The sequence below is a fragment of the Mycobacterium kyorinense genome (assembly GCF_001672775.1).
Classification (GTDB): Bacteria; Actinomycetota; Actinomycetes; order Mycobacteriales; family Mycobacteriaceae; genus Mycobacterium; species Mycobacterium kyorinense_A.
In genome coordinates, this window is record NZ_LZKJ01000085.1 from 46,833 (window position 1) to 68,208 (window position 21,376).

Consider the following 21,376-nt stretch of genomic DNA (forward strand, 5'->3'; position numbering starts at 1 on the left):
AGGGACACCGCCGATGACCGCACCCGAGGCCGATCTGACCGGCTGGTCGGTGTCACCGTTCACGGGCGGTGGCTACACCCACGACGTGTACCGCAAGGGCGAGGGGCCCGGTGTGGTGCTGATCCCTGAGATACCGGGCATCCATCCCGGCGTGCTGGCCTTGGGCAATCACTTGGTGGACAACGGGTTCACGGTTGCGATGCCGTCACTGTTCGGCACGCCCGGAGCCCCCCGCGACGACGTCCTGGGCATGGTGTCGACGCTGGCACGCGCCTGTGTGGCAAGGGAATTCGCGGCATTCGCGACCGATAAGCAGCGGCCGGTGGCCTCGTTTTTGCGCGCGCTGGCCCGTGATCTCAACGCGTCGACGCCCGGCAAGGGCGTCGGGGTGATCGGCCAATGCTTCACCGGCGGTTTCGCTTTGGCCGCCGCCGTCGACGACAGTGTGCTGGCGCCGGTGCTCAGCCAGCCGTCGCTGCCGTTGCCGTTGACACCGGCGCAGCGCCGCGACGCAGGCGTTTCTCGCATCGAGCTGGACGTGATCGCCGACCGCGCCGCCAACGAGGGGCTGTGCGCGATGGGCCTGCGCTTCAGCGAGGACAAGATGTCCCCTGGGCAGCGCTTCGCGACGCTCAAGAAGCGGCTCGGCGACGCATTCGAGGTGATCGAAATCCCTTCCGGCCCAGGTAACGAGCACGGCTTCACCAGGATGGCGCACTCGGTGCTGACCGACGAAGTGCGCGAGGTCGACGGCCACCCGGCTTACGAGGCTCGCAAGCGAGTGGTCGAGTTTCTCACTGCGCGGCTGGCTTAGCCGATTCCTCGGCGTCGTCGCCATTTTCGAGTTCGGCGCCCTTGTACACCGCCAGGTAGACCTCGATTGTCGTGACGACGACGATCATCAGCACCGGCCCGATGACAATGCCCCACGGCCCGAACATCGCGATGCCCGCGAACACCGACAGCAGCATCAGTGCGGAATTGAGCCGAGCATCCCGCGGCACCAGAACCGGACGCAGAAAGTTGTCCACGTTGGTGACCACGATCAGATGCCACAACACCACGAATGCGCCGCCAAAGATGTTGCCGAAGAAGATCATCCCGATCCCGAACGGGATGGTCACGATGCCGCCGCCCAAGGGGATGATGGACAACGCGGTCAACAGAATCGCAAAGATGAAAAAGCCGTGGTGAAATCCGGCGATGTAGATCGACGCGGCTCCGGCTACCCCCTGGCACAGCGCGATGACGAACTGGCCGCTGACGGTGCCGCGCACCATCGAGCCCATCTTGCGCAGGTACAGATCGGTGACCTCTTCGCCGAGCGGATTGAGCTGGCGGATCAGTGTCAACAGTTTCTCGCGATGGGTGAGCATGGCGACGAACACGTACAGGAAGATGATGGCCGACGTGACCGCGCCGAAGACGCTTCCGGCGGTGTCCTGCAATACGTGCAGGAACCATTCGCCGGCCTTCTGGGCAACCGTGACCATCGCTTTGCGCAGCGATTCGCCGGTAATTGTGGTGTGCACGAACGGTACCCGCGCGAGCAGGTCGTTGGCGAGGCGTAAACCCTTGTCGCCGAGCTGGCTGAGATCGGTCCGCTCGACCCATTCGGCGACGTGGGTGACCATCCGAGAGATCTGCACGATCGCCAGCAGCACCAGCAGCCCAATCGGCACGATGACGGCTACCAGCGCCGACAGTAGCGTGCAGGCCGCCGCCAGTCCGGTAGGCAGCCGCCGCTCGAACCAGCTGAAAAGGGGGGTGAACAAATACGCCCCGACTGCGGCTACCACGATGAGCACGAAGTAGCTGCGCAAGAAGTACGCCGCGAACAGGAGGGCGATGAGGGTGCACACCGCCAGTGCCCGCTTCTGGGTCGGGGTGAATTCCGTGTTCATGTCTGGGCGGCTGCTTGAGCAGCTTGTCGTGCCCGCTGCTTGGTGATGAATCCGACCGAAAATCGTTGCAGCAGCCCGGGTGCCAGCCGGGCGAACAGCCAGGACGCATGCGCGCGTTTGGGCACCACCAATAGCGCTTTGTTGCGCTGGATCGCTGTGAGCGTGTCGCGAGCCAACCGGTCGGGGTCGTAGGCGGTCTTCATGCCCTGGCTGCGAAGGTAGTAGTCGCGGCCGACAAAACCGCCGACTGCGCCTTTGTCCAGGATCGGTGTCTCGACCGCGGCCGGGCAGATCGCCAGCACACCCACCCCGCGCGAGACTGCTTCAGACCGCAACGCCAGCGACAGCCCGACCACCGCGTGCTTGGTCATCACGTAGCTGGTGATCTGCCCGGCGGCGGTAAGCCCGGCCATCGACGCGGTGTTGACGATGTGGCCGTGCCCCTGCCGCAGCATCATCGGGTAAGCGGCGGCCACGCCGTGCACCACGCCGCGAATGTTGACGTCGATGATCGCGTTCCATTGGTCCAACGTGAGCAGTTCGCTGTCGCCGCCCCAGGCGATTCCGGCGTTGTTGAACATCACGTCCAGCCGACCGGTCCGGTCCACGACCTCGTCGACCACGGCTTGTACCGCGGCGGCGTCGGTGACGTCCAGCGCGGCCGAGCGTGCGGTGCCGGGACCGGTGATGGCATCGGCGGTCCGCGCCGCGGCGGTGCCGTCGATGTCGGTGCACACGACGTCGGCGCCGGCGGCCACCAGCGCCCGGCAAAGCGCGGCGCCGATTCCCGAGCCGCCGCCGGTGACAATCGCCTGCTTTCCGGTGAAAATCATTGCCCGCCCGCCAGTCTCATCGTATGCCCGTACACGTCGGGGTAGCGCTTCAGGTGCGCACCGCCGTTGAGGTCGAGCACTTCGCCGGTCAGCCAGGACGCCGTGGCCGCAAAGACCACGGCGTCGGCGACGTCCTCGGGCGTGCCGGCGCGGCCGAGCGGAGTGTTCTCCAGATAGTCGTCGAGCACCCCGGGAATCAGCGTGGCCGGCTCGGTCAGCGGGGTGTGCACGAAACCCGGCGCGACGGCGTTGACCCGGATCCCGTGCGGCGCCAATTCCAGGGCGGCGACCTGCGTCAGCATCGACAGCCCCGCTTTGGCTGCGCAGTAGGCACTCATCGCCGCCGCGGGCTGACGGGCATTCAGTGAACTCAACGACACCAGCGCGCCGCCGTCGCGCAGCTGCGGCGCGGCATGCTTGATCACCAGGAAGGCGCCGGTGAGGCAGACGTCGACAACCGAGCGGAAGTCCTCGACCGGCAGATCGGTGATCAGCCCCAGGCCGCTGAATCCGGCGGTGTTGACGACGATCTCGAGCGGACCCGAGTCTGCGAACAACCCTTGAACGGAAGCCTCGTCGGTGACTTCGACGGTCGCGGCATCGTGCGGGTCACCGAGTTCGGCGGCCACTGCCTGCGCGCCGTCGGTATTGCGGTCGGCAACCACGATGCGGCAGCCATCGGCGGCCAGCGCATGGGCGACCGCCCGGCCGATGCCGGAGGCTCCACCGACGACGACTGCGGTGCGGGTGCCCGTGTGGTGCTCCGATTCGGTCATGGGCGCCGCTCCTCCTGTCCGTCGAACGCGCATTACGCTACACGCCGACGCGAAATGCGGCGCAGTTGCGACGCAACGCAGGTGGCTATTCAGGTGGCGGCGCGGCAACGACCGCCGCCGGACGCGGCTGGGTGGTGGCCTTGACCTGCTCGAACAAGTCGCAGTAGTAGGGCTGGCAGTCCGCCATGGCCTGCTCGGTGGTGAACAGCGGCCGGTAGCCCAAGTCACGCTCGGCCTTGGCGATCGAGAAGTAGTTGTCGAGGTAAAGCCGTTCCACCGCAAGCGGTTCCAGCGGTGGCTTGGGAATTCCGAACTTGAAGTGCAGCCGCTGCCAGATCGTCATCACCCAGCGGACCAGCGGACCGTTCACCCGCAGCCGGGGCCAGTGCTGCCCGCAGGCTTCGATCACCGGCCGGGCGAACTCGAACATGTTGATCGGCTCCCCGTCGTTGACGAAGTATGCCTGGCCCGGCGACGTTCCGCCGGGGACCAAGTGCTCGCCGGCCAGGATGAAACCGTGAATCAGGTTGTGCACGTAGGAGTTGTCGAGTTTGGCGTTCTTACTGCCGATGAGCACCTTGACGTGGCCGGCGACCACGCTTTCGAACAGCTTGCGAAACATGGTCTGGTCGCCGCGGCCCCAGATGCCGCTGGGCCGAATAGAACAGGTCAGCATGTCGCCGATCCCGTTCTGGGACAAGACGTATTTCTCGGCGGCGACCTTGGTTTCGGTGTAGAGGTCGTTGAACCGATCGGTGTAAGGCAGCGTCTCGTCGCCGTTTCGGATGCGCTGACCGCCCATCACCACGCTGTTGGACGCGGTGTAGACAAAACGCTTCACCCCGGCGGCCTGCCCGGCACGCACCAGGTTCTCGGTGCCGCCGACATTGACCGCAAAACTGCGTTTGCGATATTCATCGGTCACCGATGCGCCGCCCATCAGCTCGATGATGGCCGCGGTGTGGATGATCGTGTCGATTCCGGCCACCGCCGCGGCGACGGTGTCCGGATCGCAGATATCGCCTTCGAGGACTTCCAGCTTCGGATGATCGGGTAGCGGAGACGGCGCCCGGTCGAAGGAGCGCACCTGGTGTCCGCGCTCCAGCAGTGTGGTCACTAGGTTGGCGCCCACGAAGCCGGAGCCGCCGGTGACCAGGACGCGTCCGAGTTCAGTGGTCAGCGATGCATCACCCATCCGACGAGGATAACTGAAACGTGTTCCAATTCGGAGCAGAACTTGTCAAACTGGTTCTGGTTTCAACTATTCATCGGAGGCGTCGGATCCGTCGGCGGCCAGCGCGTCCTCGATGCGTTTGCGAGCCCCAGCTAAATGCTCTTCGCACCGTTTAGCCAGGTGTTCGCCTCTTTCCCACAGATTCAGCGACGCGTCCAGGTCGAGGCCGCCCTGTTCTAAGGCCCGCACGACTTCGATCAGTTCGTCGCGGCATTCTTCATAGCCGAGGTGACTAATGGGCCTAGCTTCGTCACTCGTCATCGGTAGATCCTTCGCTAACTGCCGCGATCGCGCCGTCGCCGACTCGCACCCGCAGCCTCGTGCCGGCAGGGGCGTCGTCGACCGAACGCAACACCGCCGCGGCCCCCGAGACTGGAACCGTCTGCACCACCGCATAGCCGCGGGCCAGCGTGGCCGCCGGTCCCAGGGTGGCCAGCCGGGCGGACAGATGGCCGACCCGATCGGTCTCCGCGGCGACCAGCCGGGTGACGTCTCGGCGCCCCGCCGAGCGCGCCCGATGAATCTCCTCGGCACGCACCCGCAGCGCGGCCAGCGGCTCGGCCAGGACCGGACGACTACGCAACTGAGCCAACGCCCGTTCCTCCCGGGACACCCAATTGCGCAGCGCCTGCGCACTGCGTCGGCGCAAATCGTCGACCAGACGCTGCTCGGCGGCGGTGTCCGGCACGATCTTCTTCGCCGCGTCGGTCGGGGTGGCCGCCCGCAGGTCGGCGACCAGATCGCACAGCGGATTGTCCGGCTCGTGACCGACCGCGCTGACCACCGGTGTGCGGCACGCCGCGATCGCGCGGCACAACGTCTCGTCGGAAAACGGCAGTAGATCCTCGACCGTGCCGCCGCCGCGGGCCAGCACGATCACGTCGACGTCGGGGTCGACGTCGAGCCCGCGCAATGCCTCGACGATCTGCGAGACGGCGTTAGGCCCCTGCACAACGGTGTTTCGCACCGCGAAGCGCACCGCGGGCCAGCGCGCAGCGGCTACCGACGTCACGTCGTGCTCGGCGGCGCTGGCCCGGCCGGTGATCAGTCCAACTGTGCACGGCAGGAACGGGATCGGCCGTTTGAGCCGCGGGTCGAACAACCCCTCGGCGTCCAGCAGCCGGCGTAGCCGCTCGATGCGGGCCAGCAGCTCGCCGATGCCGACTGCTCGTATTTCGCTGAGCCGCAACGAGAACGTGCCACGCCCGGTGAAGAAATTGGGCTTGCCGCACACCACCACCTGGGTGCCTTCGGCCAATTTGACCGGCGCGCCCAGCACCAGATCGCGCGGAGCAGTCACGGTCAGCGACATGTCGGCGGCGGGATCGCGCAACACCATGAACACGGTCTTGGCGTCTGGCCGCACCTTGATCTGAGTCAGTTGACCCTCGACCCACACGGTGCCCAGTTTGTCGATCCAGCCGGCCACCCGGATGGCCACCGCGCGCACCGGGAACGGATTCTCGGCCGAGTTCGGCTGCGCGGCTTCGGTCACTTGGCGGTCGCGCGGGTGATCCTGTTGGCCAGCAGCGTCTGGAACGGCGCCCGTGCCTTGGTGGCCTCTTCGTAGGCCAGCAATGCCTCCAGCTCGTCGACGTCCAGCGTGTTCAGCCGGGCCCGCAGCTGGGCCAGGGTCAGTGATTCGTAATCGAGCTCGTCGGCCACAGCAGGCATCGACACCGTAGCCGCGGCCGACTTCTTGGCGGGCTTGGTCGACATGGGTGTGGTCGGCGGATCGGTCGGTGGACCACCATCCGACGTCGAGTACAGGGCGAACCGACCTTCGGCCCGTCGTTCGGCGTCGATGGTCTCGGGCCCGCCCTCCAGCTCGCCGTCGTCCACGTCCTCGTCGAAGGTCGCCCATTCAGGCTGTTCGTCCTTCGGCGGGAAGAAACTCTCGAGCGTGGCGTCGCCCTTGATCACGAGTTCGGCCATGTTCTGCTGGAATCGCATCACGACGTGCGCGGCCTGGCTGGCCAGGGTCATCGGGTACATCAGGATGGTTTTCGGCAGCTTCATCGTCTCCTCGACGGCGACGGTCGCCGCACCGACCAGCAGCCGAACTCCATACGGTGCAGTAGCCATGGGTCCAAGAGTGCCTTACCTGGCCGGTCAACTCCAAGCTGGCCGGGAAATGGCGTAGCCGGGTCGCCGGACCGTACCCTGGTTGTCATGTCTCCGACCGTCAACATGGGGATTCCCGGTGCGTCCAGCACGGTAGTCGAACCCGCGACCGGTAAGCGGGTGTTGCTGGCCGAGCCCCGCGGATACTGCGCCGGCGTGGACCGCGCCGTCGAGACGGTCGAACGCGCGCTGGAGAAGCATGGTCCGCCGGTCTATGTCCGCCACGAGATCGTGCACAACCGGCATGTGGTGGACACGCTGGCCAAGGCCGGGGCGGTCTTCGTCGACGAGACCGACGAGGTGCCCGAAGGCGCGATCGTGGTGTTCTCCGCACACGGCGTGGCACCGAGCGTCCACACCTCGGCCGCCGAGCGGGACCTGCAGGTCATCGACGCCACCTGCCCGCTGGTGGCCAAGGTGCACAACGAAGCCAAGCGGTTCGCCCGCGACGACTACGACATCCTGCTGATCGGCCATCAAGGCCATGAGGAGGTCATCGGCACCGCCGGTGAAGCCCCCGACCACGTGCAGCTGGTCGACGGGCCCGACGCCGTCGAGCAGGTCACGGTCCGCGACGAGAACAAAGTCATCTGGCTGTCCCAAACCACGTTGAGCGTCGACGAGACCATGCAGACCGTGCAGCGGCTGCGCGAGCGGTTCCCGAAGTTGCAGGATCCGCCCAGCGACGACATCTGCTATGCCACCCAGAACCGGCAGGTCGCCGTCAAAGCGATGGCGCCCGAATGTGAGCTGGTCATCGTCGTCGGATCGGCCAACTCGTCGAACTCGGTGCGGCTGGTCGAAGTGGCGCTGGGCGCCGGGTCGCGGGATGCGCACCTGGTGGACTGCGCCGACGACATCGACCCGACCTGGCTGGACGACGTCATCACGGTCGGCGTCACGTCCGGAGCATCGGTGCCCGAGGTGCTGGTGCGCGGCGTGCTGGAACGGCTGGCCGAACACGGCTACGACGTGGTGCAGCCGGTGACGACCGCCAACGAGACGCTGGTGTTCGCCCTACCGCGAGAGATTCGCCCTACTCGTTCCTGATCCGCACTCGCGCGGGTCCAGTCAGATGTCGTACTCCCAGGAGTCGGCCTTGGACTTGCGCGATTTCCGTGAGTCGTCGGCTCCGGGGGATCGCCGGTAGCGCACCTGCGAAATCGGATGATGCGTGGCCGTCGCGCCGCTGGGCGCGGGGCGGCGACGCGGTTCAACCGGTTCGACGGGTTCGTAGCCCTCGGTGGGCTCGTACGGGTCGAAGCGGCTGCTGCGGGCCGTGGGCCTGCCGCGACGCAGATGTGGGTCGCGGCGGATCTCCCGCGGTGGTCGGCCGCGCAGGTCGGGATCGCGCGGCACCCGGCTGCGGCGGGGTGGCTCTGACGCGTCGACGTCACGTGTACGGGCCGGACGCCGGCGTCGGGCGCGTTCGATCGCGGGGTCGAGCGGCTCCTCCAGTGGCGGCCGAATATGCCGGGACCGGGTCGGGGCGGGCCGCTTGGCGGTCCGGGCTCCGGCGGCTTGGGCCGATTTCGTGCGGCGGCCGGCTGGCTCGGTGCGCCGCGCTCGGGCCGGCGCCTTGCCGGGCTTCCTGGAATGTTCGGGTTCGGCTGCATTGCCACCAATCAGCGCGGCGAGCTTCCCGATGATCGCGTTGATACCCCCGCCGCTGTCCGCAGTCTCTGGCTCGGTGTTCGCGGTCCCTCGAACCGCCAGTCCCAGATACCACCGGATCATGCCGATCAGGAGCACCCCGGCCGACGTGAACAGCATCAGCGGGAAGCGTTCGATCAGCGGATAGCCGCAGTTGATCAGCAGGTCCTTGAGCCCGGTCAATTTGGCGCCGTGGAACAGCCAGTACGCGCCGGGAACCGCGCAGAACAGGATCAGCGGGGGCTGGATGGCCGCGGTGAACACGCCTGATTGCCGGACTGCCAACACTGCAGCCACGCAGCCCAGGACGTAGAGCGCGGAGAAAACGTCGGTCAACTCTTTGTTGCCCGACCCAGCGTCGAAAGCGAACCCGACGGCGGTTGCGGTCACTGCGATGACGATCGCTGCCCACCACGGCACACCAGGAATATTGGGGTGGATCGAGCGATGACCTGCCGTCACTGCCGACCTCGCCCGCTGTGCTGACACATGTCGACCGTACCGGCTCAGCGCCCAAAGGCCCGTAAAGACCTGCCCTGGTTTGCGGGGGCCGACCCGCGGCGCCCGGCTCCGCCGCGCTTGCGATCGCCGGGGCTAACCGGGGCCGACCCGCGGCGCCCGGCTCCGCCGCGCTTGCGATCGCCGGGGCTAACCGGGGCCGACCCGCCGCGCCCGGCTCCGCCGCGCTTGCGATCGCCGGGGCTAACTGGGGCCGACCCGCCGCGCCCGGCTCCGCCGCGCTTGCGATCGCCCCTACACTTGGCTCCCTGTGAGCTTGAGCCTGGGGATTGTGGGTTTGCCGAATGTCGGTAAGTCGACGCTGTTCAACGCGTTGACCAAAAACGACGTGGTAGCCGCCAACTACCCGTTCGCGACGATCGAACCCAATGAAGGCGTCGTGCCGCTGCCCGATCCACGGTTGGCCAAGCTGGCCGCGATGTTCGATTCCGAGCGGATCGTGCCGGCGCCGGTGTCCTTCGTTGACATCGCCGGGCTGGTGGCCGGCGCGTCGGAAGGGGCCGGGCTGGGCAACAAGTTCCTGGCCAACATCCGCGAGTGCGACGCGATTTGCCAAGTGGTGCGGGTGTTTTCCGACGACGATGTGGCCCATGTCGCCGGGCAGGTCGATCCCAAATCCGACATCGAGGTTATCGAGACCGAGTTGATCCTCGCCGATATGCAAACGCTCGAGCGCGCGGTGCCGAGGCTGGAGAAGGAAGCCCGTAACAACAAGGACCGCAAACCGGTACACGAGGCGGCGGTGGCTGCCCAACAGGTGCTCGACGGTGGGACGACTCTGTTCGCCGCTGGGCTGGACACTGCGCCGCTACGGGAATTGAACCTGTTGACTACCAAGCCATTTCTGTACGTCTTTAACGCCGACGAGGCGGTGTTGACCGACGCGGCTCGAGTCGCTGCGCTGCGCGAGCTCGTCGCGCCCGCCGACGCGGTTTTCCTCGACGCCAAGATCGAGGCGGAATTGGCCGAGCTCGATGACGAGTCGGCCACCGAGCTGTTGGAGTCCATCGGACAACACGAGCGAGGCCTGGATGCGTTGGCCCGCGCCGGCTTTCACACGCTGAAGCTGCAGACCTTCCTGACGGCCGGGCCCAAAGAAGCGCGGGCGTGGGTCATTCACCAGGGCGACACTGCGCCCAAGGCCGCGGGTGTGATCCACACCGACTTTGAAAAGGGTTTCATCAAAGCCGAAATCGTGTCCTACGACGACTTGATCGACGCCGGGTCAATGGCCGCAGCCAAGGCCGCCGGCAAGGTCCGGATGGAGGGCAAGGACTACGTGATGGCCGACGGCGACGTGGTCGAATTCCGCTTCAACGTGTAAGCGCGAATCAGTAAGTAGTTCGTCGTTTCAGCCGTTCTGCGGAGTTGCGACGTCTGTCTGCTTTCGGATGATCGCGACGGACACGACGAGATACCAAACCACGGTTGACACTGCTGGGGCGAAGGCGGTGAATGCGCCTTCGAGCGAGAACGGGCCGGTAGGGACGAACACGCCCGCTGTCGAGCCAACGCACAGGACCAAGCTCAGAATCGCAATGTAAGCCGTCCAGCGTGGCAAGACCCCGGCGTCGAAAATGCAGAATGCGTAGGCAAATGCGGCCAGTCCGGTAATGAAACCCGAGACGGTGATAAGGATGCCCGGGAAGTGGACGCCGACGGTGTACACCACCTGGGTGTCCAATTTGGCCGCTCCCTGGACGATCGCGATCTGCAAACCCGTGGAGATAACGAGAAGAGCGGCGAGGGCTGTCTGAGCAGTCAGGAACAGGTCAGCAAGGTAGTCGTCCGATTGACGCAAAACCCGTCGTACGGCCACCGAGAACATCAACAGCAGCGGCACGGCCAAGGGGAACAACCACCCTTGCACGACGAGTAAATCTTGCTTCGCGATGAAGTAGTTCTGGTAAGTAATGGCTTTGCCGTCGGCTGGCGGAGTTGCGCCCGGAAGAGTACCCCCGACCAACGCGATCGCGACGTAAAGAATTCCGGCGATGCCTCCGAACCGTATCCATCGGTGATCCCGCAAGACAACCCCTCCAATACGGTTGTGTATCCGGCGTGAATATAGACTCACTAACCGCCCGATGCATCGAATTCGCTTTACGAACACACTGATCGAACGGACAAGCGACGGACGGCGTCGACCGGCGACGTGGTCTAATTCCGTTTCGATGTGTAGTGGAACGTTACGACAGAGTGTTTGTGCTCGGTTCAACTTCGTCGACAGCACTTGGGTGGACGAAAAATTCAAGTTGGATGTTGTCAGGGTCGCGGAAGGTCACTGTAGGGCCCCAACCGATATCGACGGGCGCTACCCCGCTCGTGTCCAGATGCTCGACCCAGCGCTGCAATTCCTCATCGCCCACTTCGAACGCGAGATGATCCAAGCCGATTCGTCTTTCATCGAACTGCGTGCCGCCTACTAGCTCGTCATGTCGCATCAGCGTCACCACGACGCCCGATGCGTGAATCATGGATCGTGTCTCGAAAGTGTCGCCGCGTGAACTACTTACGCTGGCGAACCCGAGGACGTCTTCCCACCATGCCGCCGGCCGATCACAATCTGTCACGGTCAGGTCGATGTGCGACCAGCCCTTGAGTTCGGGCATGAGCCGCCTCCCTAATGCGGCCGAACGTCGGTCGCTGGAAATCAAGAATAGTCCGTTGATCAGCGTTATTTTCGGCGTACGCCGCATCACGTTTATCGGGACGCAATGTGGCAATGTGGTCGCAACGTCTGGTCAACAACCCACGAAATAGTAGTGCTTCGTTCAGACACTTTCGGCTGGACAGTTGGCCGGCTGCGGTGGCCACGGTGATCGCCAAGCGAGGCGAGGAGATGGGGCTGAAACGAGGAACGTTCCAACCCGGAAAGCGCGCTTTGCGCATGCTTCCAAGCACGTTGACTTGTGGAATGCGGGCAAGAAGGACGAGTGGGTTGCGTCGTGGCGCACGATTTGTCCCGGTAGGGTCCGCATGCCCGATCCACGGTTGGCCAAGCTGGCCGCGATGTTCGATTCCGAGCGGATCGTGCCGGCGCTCGGTGTCTTTCGTTGACATCGCCGGGCTGGTGGCCGGCGCGTCGGAAGGGGCCGGGCTGGGCAACAAGTTCCTGGCCAACATCCGCGAGTGCGACGCGATTTGCCAAGTGGTGCGGGTGTTCTCCGACGACGATGTGGCCCACGTCGCCGGGCAGGTCGATCCCAAATCCGACATCGAGGTTATCGAGACCGAGTTGATCCTCGCCGATATGCAAACGCTCGAGCGCGCGGTGCCGAGGCTGGAGAAGGAAGCCCGTAACAACAAGGACCGCAAACCGGTACACGAGGCGGCGGTGGCTGCCCAACAGGTGCTCGACGGTGGGACGACTCTGTTCGCCGCTGGGCTGGACACTGCGCCGCTACGGGAATTGAACCTGTTGACTACCAAGCCATTTCTGTACGTCTTGTAAGCTCCGCTTTGGAACAACGTCTACGTCGAAAGCCAAGGCTTAGCGCACGACGCCTCCGTCTTTTTTCGATGGCGCGAACGGGAAAGTTGTACCGTTACGCCATGATTTATCGCTGGTTGGTGCGGAAGCATGCAGCGGCGGGATGGCAGCGGCTTTTTTCCGAACAGCGTTTCGACGAGGCGCCTCTGGCCGACGACGTTCACTTCGTGTTCCTCGGCGATCACCCGCTATCGGCTGACATTCGGGGCGCAGACGCGGTTCGCGAATGGCTACGCGATCAGTTGCTCCGGCGTCTGCCCAACCTCCGCTTCGTCGTGGATGAGACGATCGTCGAGGGTGGGCCGTGGTCGACCCGGGTAGCGACGCGTTATCACACCGAGCAAGATGGGCGCCTCGTTTACCGAGGCGCCTACTTCGGACGAGTGGTGTGGGGGAAGGTTGTCGAAGAAATCATCCTTCCTGACACGAAGGCACTCTCTCAAGCGCTAGAAGGGAGCGAGCGGTCCCCGAACTGATTGGGCGCACCTTGGTCGAATTCCGGTTCAACGTCTAAGCCGGCGAAGCGAAGGCTCAGCCGTCCGGTCGTCAGCACCTGCTCGATACCCATGCGTCGATGTGAGCGGGAAGCTTCGCCTGGTGCTTCGTCATTGCCCGCGTCATGGCTTTGGACATCAAGGCATCGATCAATCGGCCGATCGGTCCCCCTAGAGCGGGCTCGCCATTGATCTGGCAGGTGTAGCGAGTACCGCCCGGAACCTCATCCAAGGTGTCGAGAGTGGTGACAGGAAACCTGGACTCCGTAATCCGGAATTCCGTCGTCTTGGGAGCATCCACTTTCGTGAACACGCCGGTCCAGTCGTTGGTGATGCCGAACGACCGGCTCACTCCATGCCAGAGATCGCCAGGAGCATACGGAGGCTCTTTGCCGGCATCGACGGAAATGATTCCGGGCAAGACGTTGGATAAGTGGTCCGGGTGGATGATGTAGTCCCAAACCACCTGGACCGGATGGGCGATGAGTATCGATGCCGTTACGTTGGGCATGGCTCAAAATGCGGCGATCTCCACGTTTGCGGCGTGAGTTGGGTAGGCCCGGCGACGGGTGGCGCTATTGGCTGGTGTCGGGCCGCAGACCGCCTTCGGCTTCTCTGCGCTTCTGTTGGGCGAGTGCGCGGTCTTCGTCGGCGTCGTGGCGATGGCGTTGCGCCGATACCTGGAGTCGGTCTGACTGGCCAAGCCCTTGCTGGATGGTTTGGTCTTCGATTTGAGCGACCTCTTCTTGGAGACGTGCGGTTTCCTCGAAGCTGCGGGCAGCTGAGAGTGCTGCCTGTGCGGCGCCTTGGCGGGCCTCCTCAGCTCGGCGTTCGGCAACTTCCACGTCTTCCGCGGTAGCCGACTCTCCTGCCGGAAGTGTGCTTTCTCGGTGCTGCTGCTCGGCTGCAGGTGGGGTTGATCGCTGCGGCCGCGGTGGCGGTTCGTGTCCGGTGGCCATGGCGCCTCCAATTGTCGTGTCCAGTCTATGGTCGCTGCGCTGCGCTGCGGTGGTGATCGGGCGGGGCGCGGGTAGCGGGCTCCGTCGCGGCTCGCTAGTCCCGTCATGAACAGCTGCGGCGTTAGAGTTGGGCCGTGGTCGGCGAAGAACGGGCCGACGCTCACGGCGAACTTGATCAGCGCGCGGCGGAGTAGGATAACCGCGAGGCGGCTCTGGCGCGGCGCGAGCTCGAGCTCTCGAGGCGAGAGCAGGCCGCTGACGACCGCGATCGCGCCGCTGATGAGCGGGACCAAATCGCAGATGACCGCGAGCAAGCAGCGGACGAGCGAGAACTGCGTGCGGACGAACGCGAGGGTGTGAGTGCGCAGCGTGAGCGCGAGCGGCTGCAACGGATCGACGAACGGACGGAGCGTCAGCAAGCCGCTGCCAGACGAGAGAATGCCGAAGTCCGGCGTGCTGTGGCTGAAACTCGACGGCTTGAGAACTTCCCGTCTTCGACGGAGGCGCTGCAACAGGATGAGAAGTCGCCAACCGACTGAGTGGTCAGGCTAGAATTCTGTACATGACGACGCTTCCGCTAGCTGAGGTCCGGGCGCGCTTGTCGAAGCTTGTCGAGGAGGCGATCCGCACGCATGAGCGGATCGAAGTCACGCGACAGGGACGTAGGGCAGCGGTGATTCTGAGCGCCGACGACTATGACTCGATCATGGAAACCGTGGCAATCCTTAGCGATCAAGAGCTGATGCGCGAGCTACGTGAGGCCGAGGCCGACGACGGCCAGGTCTACACACTCGATGAGGTAACAGAGGAGATGCGCGCTGCCGGCCGGCTGCCGAGGTGACGTACCGAATCGAACTGACGCCCGCTGCCAAGAAGGCGCTGACCGATGCGCTGCCGGAGGCAATTGCGGTGGCCTGTTGGGAGTTCATCCGAGGTCCTCTGGCACAGAATCCACACCGCGTCGGCAAACCGTTGCGAGATCGCCTGGAGGGACGCTACTCGGCCCGCCGCGGCGAGTTTCGGGTCATTTACCAAATCTTCGACGAGCGCGTGGTCGTCCGTGTCATCCACATTGCGCACCGTCGCGACGTTTATCGGTGACGACCACCGACCAACGCTGCCGCTCGGTTGTCGGAGGCGATGCCTAGCATGCCCTCCGCTAGGCACTGCACGCCGACGGTGCGCAACGAACCACGGAGAGGGCTGCATGAAGTTCATTTCAACCCGCGTCATCACAGCCGACGTCAAGCGGCTGGTCGAGTTCTACGAGATGGTCACCGACGTCTCGGCGGTATGGGGAAACGAGTTGTTCGCCGAGATTCCGACGCCGATCGGCACGCTGGCCATCGGCAGTGACAAGACGGTCCCGCTGTTTGGACAAGGATCCGCCGAGCCGGCGGCCAACCGTAGCGCGATTATGGAATTCATCGTCGAGGACGTGGACGCCGAATACCAGCGGCTGCGCGGACGCCTGGAGAAGGTCGTGACAGAGCCGACGACTATGCCGTGGGGCAACCGCGCGCTGTTGTTTCGCGATCCAGACGGAAACCTCGTCAACCTGTTCACTCCGGTCACCGAAGAGGCACGCGCCAAGTTCGGAGTTTGACTGCCTACGAAATCAACCCGCGTCTTCCCACTCCCACGATATGACAGGGAGGGGGGCTTGCGGCAAGGCCCCCGGGGCGCCGCAGAATCGTCCGACCATGGAACGCGACGGATGGAGGATTGCGGTGCCGAGCAGGCCCAAACCCTTTGAAATGCACGAGTCGGGTGCACTGCTGCACGGGACCAAAGCCGACCTCTCGGTAGGCGATTTTCTGGTGCCCGGACGTCACTCGAATTACGAGCCAGGGCGCCTGTCAAATCATGTTTATGTGACCCAGACGCTAGACGCGGCGGTGTGGGGAGCGGAGCTGGCTGCCGGCGACGGCTGTGGCCGCATATACGTCGTAGAACCGACCGGGACGCTGGAAGACGACCCGAATGTGACCGACAAACGCCATCCGGGAAATCCGACTCGCTCCTTCCGCACCCGCGATCCCGTGCGGATAGTTGGCGAGCTCACGGACTGGCTAGGCCATTCACCCGAGCAGCTTCAATCCATGCGCGATCGCTTAGCCGACCTGCAGCGGCGCGGGCTGGCAATCATCTATGACTAGATCGGGTCAACCAATCGTGGCTGACGACAACCGGATCCGGCGCGAAACACTGAGGAGGCGCAATGCGGTGGCGCGGCGTTAGTCACGTTGAATTCGCGGTGTTGGACTACGACAAGTCCATCGCGTTCTACGATGCCATGTTCGGCTGGCTCGGATACAGCAGCTTCTCGTCGCTGAACATGGAGTATCAGTCGACGTATTACATGACGCGGTACGTCAACCCGCACAGCTACATTGGCGTTCAGCCGGCCCGTACCGGCGAGAAGTTGGCGCACAGCGACCAGGCGGTCGGCATCAACCACATTGCGCTGTGGGCCCGCAGCAGAAAAGAGGTCGACCGTTTCCACCGCGACTTCTTGGTCAAGCGGGACATTCCCGTCACTGACGAACCGCAGGAGTACCCGCAGTACTGGCCCGGCTATTACGCCGTGTTCTTCGACGACCCGATCAACGGCGTTCATTGGGAACTAGCGTGGATACCGAAAGTCCCTACTCCCCACCAAGTTTGGTCGTTTTACCGTGCGCTTCGGAGTTTCGCCAAAAATCGGCCAGACCTAGCGAACACGGTGCCTGGCGTCACCTGGCAGGCAAGACGATCCCTACCGTCTCGAGACGTCAAATAGCCGCAACCACAACCGATTACGACAGCAGTTCGAGGAAGACGCGGGCGGCCGGGTTGGTCGGCACCCGTGTCCGGCCGACGAGCGCAAGACTTCGGGCCGGCGGATGGGTGTCGCCGCCGACCCGGCGCAGGCGCACAATGGGCAGTCCGCTGCGGCGTGCGACCGGCTCGGGCACCACCGCAATCCCGAGCCCGTGGCGAACCAAACTCAGCGCCTGCTCCATCTGGCTGGTGCGAAAGGCAATCCGTCGTTCAACACCGGCGACGCGAAACAGCGCCTCGACGACCGTCTGCAGTCCCAGGCCGGCCTGGAAGTCGACGAACGGCTGCCCGGCCACGTCGGCCAGCCGCACCGCGTCGCGCTCGGCCAACCGATGCTCCGGCCCGACCACCAGCACCAACATCTCGGGGTAATCCCGGAGCGCAACAAGACGCTCCGGCAGCGGTGTGGCGTCGAGCGCGACAAACGCCAAGTCCATTTCGCCGTCCTCGACCGCCGCCAGCAGATCGACCGTCGGCGCCTCCCGCAGCACGATGTCCACGCCGGGGTGCCGCGCGTGGAGGGCGGCGATGCGTGCGGGCAGGTCGATGGCGGTGAACGTCTGCACCACGCCGAGTGCCAACTGCCCCGCCGCGGCGTCGCGGACCGCAGTGATCGCCTGTTCAGCAACCTGCACCTCACGCAGGATGCGCTGAGCATGCTCCGACAACGCGCGACCCGCGGTCGTGAGCACCACCGAGCGGGTGCTGCGTTCGAACAACGGCGTGTGCAGGTCGTTCTCGAGCGCGCGTATCGACGCGCTCAACCCCGACTGTGAGATGCCCAGTTCGGCCGCCGCCTGCGTGAACTGCCCAGTTTCGGCCACCGCCACAAAGTGCCGCAGCTGCCTCAACTCCATATATCGATATTAGTTCTTAATTTGAGAAAACCTAGTTGTTTTACAACTGGGACTGGGGTGGGCACCATGGGCCTATGAGCCACACGGAGTCAGCCCAGCCGCGGATGGACCGTCGGCTGGTGTTCGTCATGGCGCTCACTTCTGGCCTGGTGGTGGCCAACAGCTATTACGCCCAGCCGCTGGTCGGGACCATCGCCGACTACTTTCACGCGTCGACCACCAGCGTCGGCCTCATCGTCACGGCCAGCCAGGTCGGCTACGCGATCGGCCTCGCTCTGCTGGTGCCGCTGGGCGACCTGACCGAGCGACGAAAGCTGCTCACCGGGATGCTGATTGCAACCTGTGTCTGCCTGCTGGGCATGGCTGTCTCGCCAAGTTGGCCAGTGCTGGCGGCGACGGCGATCCTGGTGGGTGTCGGCTCGGTGGTCGGACAGGTGCTGGTGCCGTTTGCCGCATCGCTGGCCTACGACGACGAGCGCGGGCGTGTCATCGGCAGCGTGATGACCGGCCTGCTGTTGGGCATCCTGCTGTCCCGGGTTGTGGCCGGCCTGATCGCCGCCGTCGCCGGCTGGCGCGCGGTGTTCGTCGTCGCTGCGGCGCTCATGTTGGTCAGCTGTGTACTGGTGCGCTCGTTGCCGGTGCGGGCGCCCGAGGTCCAGATGAGCTACCGGCGGCTGCTGGCATCGGTCGTGAAGATCGTGCGAGACGAGCCGGTCCTACGGCTGCGCATGTGCTACGGCATGTTGACCTACGCGTGCTTCGGCGTGTTCTGGACCAGCGTCGGCTTCGTGCTGGCCGGCGGCATCTATCACTGGTCGGACGGCCAGATCGGGCTGTTCACGCTGTTCGGCGTCGCAGGTGCGCTGGCGGCGAAGTTCGCCGGCGGGTTGGCCGACCGCGGCTACGCCCGCGCGCAGACCGGCGCCTTCATCGTGTTGACCGCGCTGAGCTTCGTGCTGCTGTGGATCGGGCAGACCCGGGTGGCGGCGTTGGCACTCGGAGTGGCGCTGCTGGATCTAGGCATCCAGGGCACGCACATCACCAACCAAAGCCTGTTCTATCCGCTGCGCCCCGAGGCCCGCAGTCGGCTCAACACCGCCTACATGACCAGCTACTTCGCCGCCGGGTCACTGGGCAGCATGCTCTCCGCCATCGTCTACGGCAGCTACGGCTGGGGCGCGGTGTGCATCCTCGGCGCCGTCTTCCCCGCCGTCGGCACGATCATCTGGCTGGTGGAGATGGCGCGCGCGGCCGGTTCGGCTCATGGTGAACCTGCTGGAACGCCCAGTTCAGCGGCACCGTGCCGCGACGCCACCTTGCCTTCGGCCGGACGCTGATTAGTCTCGACCCGACTGAAGGAGCGTGAGCCGTGACGACCTCAACCAACCCCCTCGCTGGCCTGATCGCCGCCACCGGTGACGCGATAGCGGCCGACGAGGCCGCCGCCCACGTCGTGTTCGAAGCCTCGGCGCAGCCGCATGGTGCGGTCGCCAGCACCGTCACCTTGGGCAAGTACCAAGTCGAGGTCGACGAGCCACCGGCGCTGGGCGGGGAGGGCGCGGCGCCGAATCCCGTCGAGTACTACCTCGCGTCGCTGCTGTCATGCCAGATCGTGACGTGGCGGTTCTGGGCCGAAAAGCTCGGCATTGCGGTCGACGATGTCTCCGCCCGGGCTGAGGGTGACTTGGACGTGCAGGGGTTCTTCGGGTTCGACGATGCCGTGCGTCCGGGTTTCGGCGCCGTGCGAGTAGTGGTCACGGTGACGGGGCCGGAAACCCCGGAGCGCTACCGGGAACTGCAAGACGCCGTCGATGCGCACTGCCCAGTGCTCGACCTGACCCGCAACGCAACTCCGGTGCAGACCAGCCTGGAAATTACCTAGACAAAGGGCACGGATTAACCGGTTGCGACAGCGATTTCGTCGCTCAGCCGATATCCCGGGGCCAGCGGCAGGGAGTCCCCGCTCCAAAACGAACCGGGGTCAAACCAGTTGGCATCCTTCTCGGTATCCAGCAGTCCCATCTCCTCGTAAGTGATGGCGACCGTCTCGGCGCAGTAGGCCGTCTCCAGCCCGACCTCTTTGCGCTGCGCCTTGCGTCGTTGAGTAGATTCACGAACCCTCTTGTCCACCAAAGGTATTCCGCGTACCCAGTCATACGCGGTCGGGATCCGGCCGCGAAACCAGCGACCGGTTAGTCGTGCGGCCGTGGGAAACGGAGTGCCGTCCAGGCGGGCGATGACCCGCAACATGCGGTCCTCTTGCTCGCGGTTGGCGTAGGGCGTCAACTGTCGCAGCCAGCAGCGCTGGTGGTAGTGCTGCACCCAGCGCTCGACGGCCTGTCGAGCGTCGTGGAGTTGCACACCGCGGTGGTTGGTGCCGGTCCAGACATCGGTCAGCTTGTCGCTGAGTTCGGCATGCCATATCAGTGGCGGGAGATCGTCAATCGCCACCGTCATGCCGACGTGGTTCACCGGGCTGTTCGACAGCGTTTGGATGGCTCGATCCGGGCCCGAGCGGCCGCGAAAGAGCCAGATGTCGCCGGTGCGGGTCTCGTTCAGCGCGCGATCTAACGTCACCGTACTCGCATCCACCCCCGCAGCTTATGCAGACTTATCCCATGCGCAACGTATGGAAGTGGCTCGGGCTGGCCGGTCTCGTCGGCGTCGCGGCCGGCGGAGTGCTGGTCGCCCGCGACCAGCGACGGCGAAAGGCCTATACGCCCGACGAGGTCCGGGCCCGCCTCCATCAACGGCTAGCCGAGTCGGACCAACGCTAACCGGTGACCGCATAGAGGCGCTGGGATCCGCTGAAACCCTTCAACTCAACGTCACGCCCGTCGTCGAACGCGATGTCATCGCAGTCGCGCAGGGCGTCGTGTACCGCGTCGCTGACCAGGATTTCGCCGCCGGCGGCCTGCCCGGCGACCCGAGCCGCCATCGCGACGTTGCGGCCGAACAGGTCGTCGCCGCGCCGCACCGAGCGACCCATGTGGATACCGATCCGTACTCGAATGCCGTTGCGCCGGTTGTGCTTAGCATCTCTGCGTAATTCGCGTTGGACATCCAGACCGCATCGCACTGCGTCTTCGGCATGCGCGAACGCGATCATGAATCCGTCGCCCTGACTTTTCACCACGTGTCCTGAGTAGCTCTTGACCAGGCGGCGGACGAGCTTGTCGTGTGCGCCGATCAACTTGACCCAGGCGCGGTCGCCGATCCGTTCGTTGAGCGCGGTGGACTCCTCGATGTCGGAGAACAAAATGACCACCCGGCCATCCGGAGTGATCCGGGCGAGGTCGGGGCGCTCCACCTCCGCCCAATCGGCGAGGTCTTCAATCGAGCTGCGGACAGCGGCGCCGAACCCCTCTTTGCGAACGAGGTTCGCCGTTTGCCACACCGTCTTGACCGCCTCACGACCGCCGGATAGCAGCCACTTGCGGCTGTCGAGCCGCTCTCGGAGTTCATCGACTTCGCGTCGGCTGCGGGTATACAGCACTCCCGTGACGGCCAGCGCCGCGGCTTCCAGCACCGCGACTCCAGCCAGGACGTAGACCGCGATCATGCAAGGCATCTTTACCTATCGAGGGTGGATGTGAACAAGAGGCCACGAAAGTGCAACGGCCGACGCGGTTCCCGACTAGCCCGTGGGTTGTCGCGGCACATCCGCAATGTCTAGGGTTGAAGTTGGCTGCCGGGGGCAAGACACA

The 21,376-nt window shown here is 64.9% G+C and carries 27 protein-coding genes and 1 pseudogene; 14 read left to right on the top strand and 14 right to left on the bottom strand.

Annotated features, from left to right (window positions below):
* Nucleotides 1-13: 13 nt before the first annotated feature.
* Entirely contained in the window at nt 14-814 is an 801-nt protein-coding gene (locus tag A5707_RS08990; RefSeq protein ID WP_065014150.1) for a dienelactone hydrolase family protein, read from the top strand.
* Here the strand turns inward: A5707_RS08990 and A5707_RS08995 are convergent.
* The 7 genes from A5707_RS08995 to A5707_RS09025 form a co-directional block, all read right to left on the bottom strand.
* Nucleotides 795-1,904 carry an AI-2E family transporter gene (locus A5707_RS08995; protein WP_065014151.1) on the bottom strand — a complete coding sequence of 370 codons (1,110 nt, stop codon included), beginning with the start codon at nt 1,902-1,904 and terminating at the stop codon, nt 795-797. The genes A5707_RS08990 and A5707_RS08995 overlap by 20 nt on opposite strands.
* The gene (locus A5707_RS09000; RefSeq protein ID WP_065014152.1) at nt 1,901-2,737 is read right to left on the bottom strand and encodes an SDR family NAD(P)-dependent oxidoreductase; all 837 of its coding nucleotides are present in this window, start codon (nt 2,735-2,737) and stop codon (nt 1,901-1,903) included. Before A5707_RS09000 ends, A5707_RS08995 begins: the two co-directional genes overlap by 4 nt.
* Complete coding sequence (locus tag A5707_RS09005) at nt 2,734-3,513, bottom strand: SDR family NAD(P)-dependent oxidoreductase (protein WP_065014153.1); 780 nt, start codon at nt 3,511-3,513, stop codon at nt 2,734-2,736. The genes A5707_RS09000 and A5707_RS09005 overlap by 4 nt, the downstream gene beginning before the upstream one ends.
* Before the next feature lie 85 nt (nt 3,514-3,598).
* Entirely contained in the window at nt 3,599-4,708 is a 1,110-nt protein-coding gene (locus tag A5707_RS09010) for an NAD-dependent epimerase/dehydratase family protein (protein WP_065014154.1), read from the bottom strand.
* Between the two features lie 66 nt (nt 4,709-4,774).
* Nucleotides 4,775-5,008: an exodeoxyribonuclease VII small subunit gene (locus tag A5707_RS09015; protein ID WP_065014155.1), complete on the bottom strand. Its 234-nt coding sequence runs from the start codon at nt 5,006-5,008 to the stop codon at nt 4,775-4,777.
* Entirely contained in the window at nt 4,998-6,242 is a 1,245-nt protein-coding gene (gene xseA / locus A5707_RS09020; RefSeq protein WP_065014156.1) for an exodeoxyribonuclease VII large subunit, read from the bottom strand. Before xseA ends, A5707_RS09015 begins: the two co-directional genes overlap by 11 nt.
* Nucleotides 6,239-6,832, bottom strand: a complete 594-nt coding sequence (locus A5707_RS09025) for a lipid droplet-associated protein (RefSeq protein ID WP_065014157.1) — start codon at nt 6,830-6,832, stop codon at nt 6,239-6,241. The genes xseA and A5707_RS09025 overlap by 4 nt, the downstream gene beginning before the upstream one ends.
* Before the next feature lie 87 nt (nt 6,833-6,919).
* On the opposite strand from A5707_RS09025, the gene A5707_RS09030 reads away from it, so the two are divergent.
* Nucleotides 6,920-7,921: a 4-hydroxy-3-methylbut-2-enyl diphosphate reductase gene (locus A5707_RS09030; protein WP_065014158.1), complete on the top strand. Its 1,002-nt coding sequence runs from the start codon at nt 6,920-6,922 to the stop codon at nt 7,919-7,921.
* Between the two features lie 21 nt (nt 7,922-7,942).
* On the opposite strand, the gene A5707_RS09035 is transcribed toward A5707_RS09030, so the two are convergent.
* Complete coding sequence (locus A5707_RS09035; protein ID WP_082969350.1) at nt 7,943-9,013, bottom strand: DUF6542 domain-containing protein; 1,071 nt, start codon at nt 9,011-9,013, stop codon at nt 7,943-7,945.
* Nucleotides 9,014-9,293: 280 nt separating this feature from the next.
* On the opposite strand from A5707_RS09035, the gene ychF reads away from it, so the two are divergent.
* A complete protein-coding gene (ychF, locus tag A5707_RS09040) occupies nt 9,294-10,367 on the top strand; it encodes a redox-regulated ATPase YchF (RefSeq protein WP_065014160.1) in 1,074 nt (357 codons plus the stop codon).
* Nucleotides 10,368-10,394: 27 nt separating this feature from the next.
* Here ychF and A5707_RS09045 read toward each other — a convergent pair whose 3' ends face one another.
* Nucleotides 10,395-11,276: a DUF4386 family protein gene (locus A5707_RS09045; RefSeq protein ID WP_331713131.1), complete on the bottom strand. Its 882-nt coding sequence runs from the start codon at nt 11,274-11,276 to the stop codon at nt 10,395-10,397.
* Nucleotides 11,233-11,655 (bottom strand): VOC family protein, encoded by a 423-nt coding sequence (locus tag A5707_RS09050; RefSeq protein ID WP_065014162.1) that lies wholly within the window; start codon nt 11,653-11,655, stop codon nt 11,233-11,235. Before A5707_RS09050 ends, A5707_RS09045 begins: the two co-directional genes overlap by 44 nt.
* A 298-nt stretch (nt 11,656-11,953) precedes the next feature.
* Here A5707_RS09050 and A5707_RS09055 point away from each other — a divergent pair.
* Both A5707_RS09055 and A5707_RS09060 read left to right on the top strand, forming a co-directional pair.
* Nucleotides 11,954-12,491: pseudogene (locus A5707_RS09055) on the top strand (GTPase); the annotation flags it as partial.
* Nucleotides 12,492-12,598: 107 nt separating this feature from the next.
* Entirely contained in the window at nt 12,599-13,012 is a 414-nt protein-coding gene (locus A5707_RS09060) for a nuclear transport factor 2 family protein (protein ID WP_065014163.1), read from the top strand.
* A 70-nt stretch (nt 13,013-13,082) separates the two neighbouring features.
* On the opposite strand, the gene A5707_RS09065 is transcribed toward A5707_RS09060, so the two are convergent.
* Entirely contained in the window at nt 13,083-13,541 is a 459-nt protein-coding gene (locus A5707_RS09065) for an SRPBCC family protein (protein ID WP_065014164.1), read from the bottom strand.
* 660 nt (nt 13,542-14,201) lie between these two features.
* Here A5707_RS09065 and A5707_RS24925 point away from each other — a divergent pair.
* The 6 genes from A5707_RS24925 (at nt 14,202) to A5707_RS09095 (ending at nt 16,771) form a co-directional block, all read left to right on the top strand.
* Entirely contained in the window at nt 14,202-14,528 is a 327-nt protein-coding gene (locus tag A5707_RS24925; protein ID WP_419866405.1) for a hypothetical protein, read from the top strand.
* Nucleotides 14,529-14,551: 23 nt separating this feature from the next.
* Nucleotides 14,552-14,830 (top strand): type II toxin-antitoxin system Phd/YefM family antitoxin, encoded by a 279-nt coding sequence (locus A5707_RS09075; RefSeq protein ID WP_082969355.1) that lies wholly within the window; start codon nt 14,552-14,554, stop codon nt 14,828-14,830.
* Nucleotides 14,827-15,090: a type II toxin-antitoxin system RelE family toxin gene (locus tag A5707_RS09080; protein WP_065014167.1), complete on the top strand. Its 264-nt coding sequence runs from the start codon at nt 14,827-14,829 to the stop codon at nt 15,088-15,090. Before A5707_RS09075 ends, A5707_RS09080 begins: the two co-directional genes overlap by 4 nt.
* A 106-nt stretch (nt 15,091-15,196) precedes the next feature.
* Complete coding sequence (locus tag A5707_RS09085) at nt 15,197-15,595, top strand: VOC family protein (RefSeq protein ID WP_065014168.1); 399 nt, start codon at nt 15,197-15,199, stop codon at nt 15,593-15,595.
* A 151-nt stretch (nt 15,596-15,746) separates the two neighbouring features.
* The gene (arr, locus tag A5707_RS09090) at nt 15,747-16,148 is read left to right on the top strand and encodes an NAD(+)--rifampin ADP-ribosyltransferase (RefSeq protein WP_065014169.1); all 402 of its coding nucleotides are present in this window, start codon (nt 15,747-15,749) and stop codon (nt 16,146-16,148) included.
* Between the two features lie 62 nt (nt 16,149-16,210).
* Nucleotides 16,211-16,771 (top strand): VOC family protein, encoded by a 561-nt coding sequence (locus tag A5707_RS09095; RefSeq protein WP_065014170.1) that lies wholly within the window; start codon nt 16,211-16,213, stop codon nt 16,769-16,771.
* 16 nt (nt 16,772-16,787) lie between these two features.
* Here the strand turns inward: A5707_RS09095 and A5707_RS09100 are convergent, their stop codons facing one another.
* The gene (locus A5707_RS09100; RefSeq protein WP_065014171.1) at nt 16,788-17,669 is read right to left on the bottom strand and encodes a LysR family transcriptional regulator; all 882 of its coding nucleotides are present in this window, start codon (nt 17,667-17,669) and stop codon (nt 16,788-16,790) included.
* A gap of 74 nt (nt 17,670-17,743) precedes the next feature.
* Between A5707_RS09100 and A5707_RS09105 the strand changes: the two genes are divergently transcribed.
* Nucleotides 17,744-19,006, top strand: coding sequence for an MFS transporter (locus A5707_RS09105; protein ID WP_065014172.1), 1,263 nt, complete (start codon nt 17,744-17,746; stop codon nt 19,004-19,006).
* A 32-nt stretch (nt 19,007-19,038) separates the two neighbouring features.
* On the top strand, nt 19,039-19,551 hold the full coding sequence (locus A5707_RS09110) for an OsmC family protein (RefSeq protein ID WP_065014173.1): 513 nt from the start codon (nt 19,039-19,041) through the stop codon (nt 19,549-19,551).
* A 14-nt stretch (nt 19,552-19,565) separates the two neighbouring features.
* Here A5707_RS09110 and A5707_RS09115 read toward each other — a convergent pair whose 3' ends face one another.
* Nucleotides 19,566-20,261, bottom strand: a complete 696-nt coding sequence (locus A5707_RS09115) for a guanylate cyclase (RefSeq protein WP_065014174.1) — start codon at nt 20,259-20,261, stop codon at nt 19,566-19,568.
* A 26-nt stretch (nt 20,262-20,287) separates the two neighbouring features.
* Between A5707_RS09115 and A5707_RS23760 the strand changes: the two genes are divergently transcribed.
* Nucleotides 20,288-20,446: a hypothetical protein gene (locus A5707_RS23760; RefSeq protein ID WP_156657709.1), complete on the top strand. Its 159-nt coding sequence runs from the start codon at nt 20,288-20,290 to the stop codon at nt 20,444-20,446.
* Here the strand turns inward: A5707_RS23760 and A5707_RS09120 are convergent.
* Complete coding sequence (locus A5707_RS09120) at nt 20,443-21,231, bottom strand: adenylate/guanylate cyclase domain-containing protein (RefSeq protein WP_232000676.1); 789 nt, start codon at nt 21,229-21,231, stop codon at nt 20,443-20,445. The genes A5707_RS23760 and A5707_RS09120 overlap by 4 nt on opposite strands.
* Nucleotides 21,232-21,376 lie beyond the last annotated feature (145 nt).

Coding starts and splice junctions, on each gene's coding strand:
- arr (WP_065014169.1), top strand. CDS start 15,747: ATGCACGAGTCGGGTGCACTGCTGCACGGGACCAAAGCCGACCTCTCG.
- A5707_RS09105 (WP_065014172.1), top strand. CDS start 17,744: ATGAGCCACACGGAGTCAGCCCAGCCGCGGATGGACCGTCGGCTGGTG.
- A5707_RS09010 (WP_065014154.1), bottom strand. CDS start 4,708: ATGGGTGATGCATCGCTGACCACTGAACTCGGACGCGTCCTGGTCACC.
- A5707_RS23760 (WP_156657709.1), top strand. CDS start 20,288: ATGCGCAACGTATGGAAGTGGCTCGGGCTGGCCGGTCTCGTCGGCGTC.
- A5707_RS09015 (WP_065014155.1), bottom strand. CDS start 5,008: ATGACGAGTGACGAAGCTAGGCCCATTAGTCACCTCGGCTATGAAGAA.
- A5707_RS09025 (WP_065014157.1), bottom strand. CDS start 6,832: ATGGCTACTGCACCGTATGGAGTTCGGCTGCTGGTCGGTGCGGCGACC.
- A5707_RS09000 (WP_065014152.1), bottom strand. CDS start 2,737: ATGATTTTCACCGGAAAGCAGGCGATTGTCACCGGCGGCGGCTCGGGA.
- A5707_RS09050 (WP_065014162.1), bottom strand. CDS start 11,655: ATGCCCGAACTCAAGGGCTGGTCGCACATCGACCTGACCGTGACAGAT.
- A5707_RS09085 (WP_065014168.1), top strand. CDS start 15,197: ATGAAGTTCATTTCAACCCGCGTCATCACAGCCGACGTCAAGCGGCTG.
- A5707_RS09030 (WP_065014158.1), top strand. CDS start 6,920: ATGTCTCCGACCGTCAACATGGGGATTCCCGGTGCGTCCAGCACGGTA.
- A5707_RS09120 (WP_232000676.1), bottom strand. CDS start 21,231: ATGATCGCGGTCTACGTCCTGGCTGGAGTCGCGGTGCTGGAAGCCGCG.
- A5707_RS08995 (WP_065014151.1), bottom strand. CDS start 1,904: ATGAACACGGAATTCACCCCGACCCAGAAGCGGGCACTGGCGGTGTGC.
- A5707_RS09060 (WP_065014163.1), top strand. CDS start 12,599: ATGATTTATCGCTGGTTGGTGCGGAAGCATGCAGCGGCGGGATGGCAG.
- A5707_RS09005 (WP_065014153.1), bottom strand. CDS start 3,513: ATGACCGAATCGGAGCACCACACGGGCACCCGCACCGCAGTCGTCGTC.
- A5707_RS09095 (WP_065014170.1), top strand. CDS start 16,211: ATGCGGTGGCGCGGCGTTAGTCACGTTGAATTCGCGGTGTTGGACTAC.
- A5707_RS09075 (WP_082969355.1), top strand. CDS start 14,552: ATGACGACGCTTCCGCTAGCTGAGGTCCGGGCGCGCTTGTCGAAGCTT.
- A5707_RS08990 (WP_065014150.1), top strand. CDS start 14: ATGACCGCACCCGAGGCCGATCTGACCGGCTGGTCGGTGTCACCGTTC.
- A5707_RS09100 (WP_065014171.1), bottom strand. CDS start 17,669: ATGGAGTTGAGGCAGCTGCGGCACTTTGTGGCGGTGGCCGAAACTGGG.
- A5707_RS09065 (WP_065014164.1), bottom strand. CDS start 13,541: ATGCCCAACGTAACGGCATCGATACTCATCGCCCATCCGGTCCAGGTG.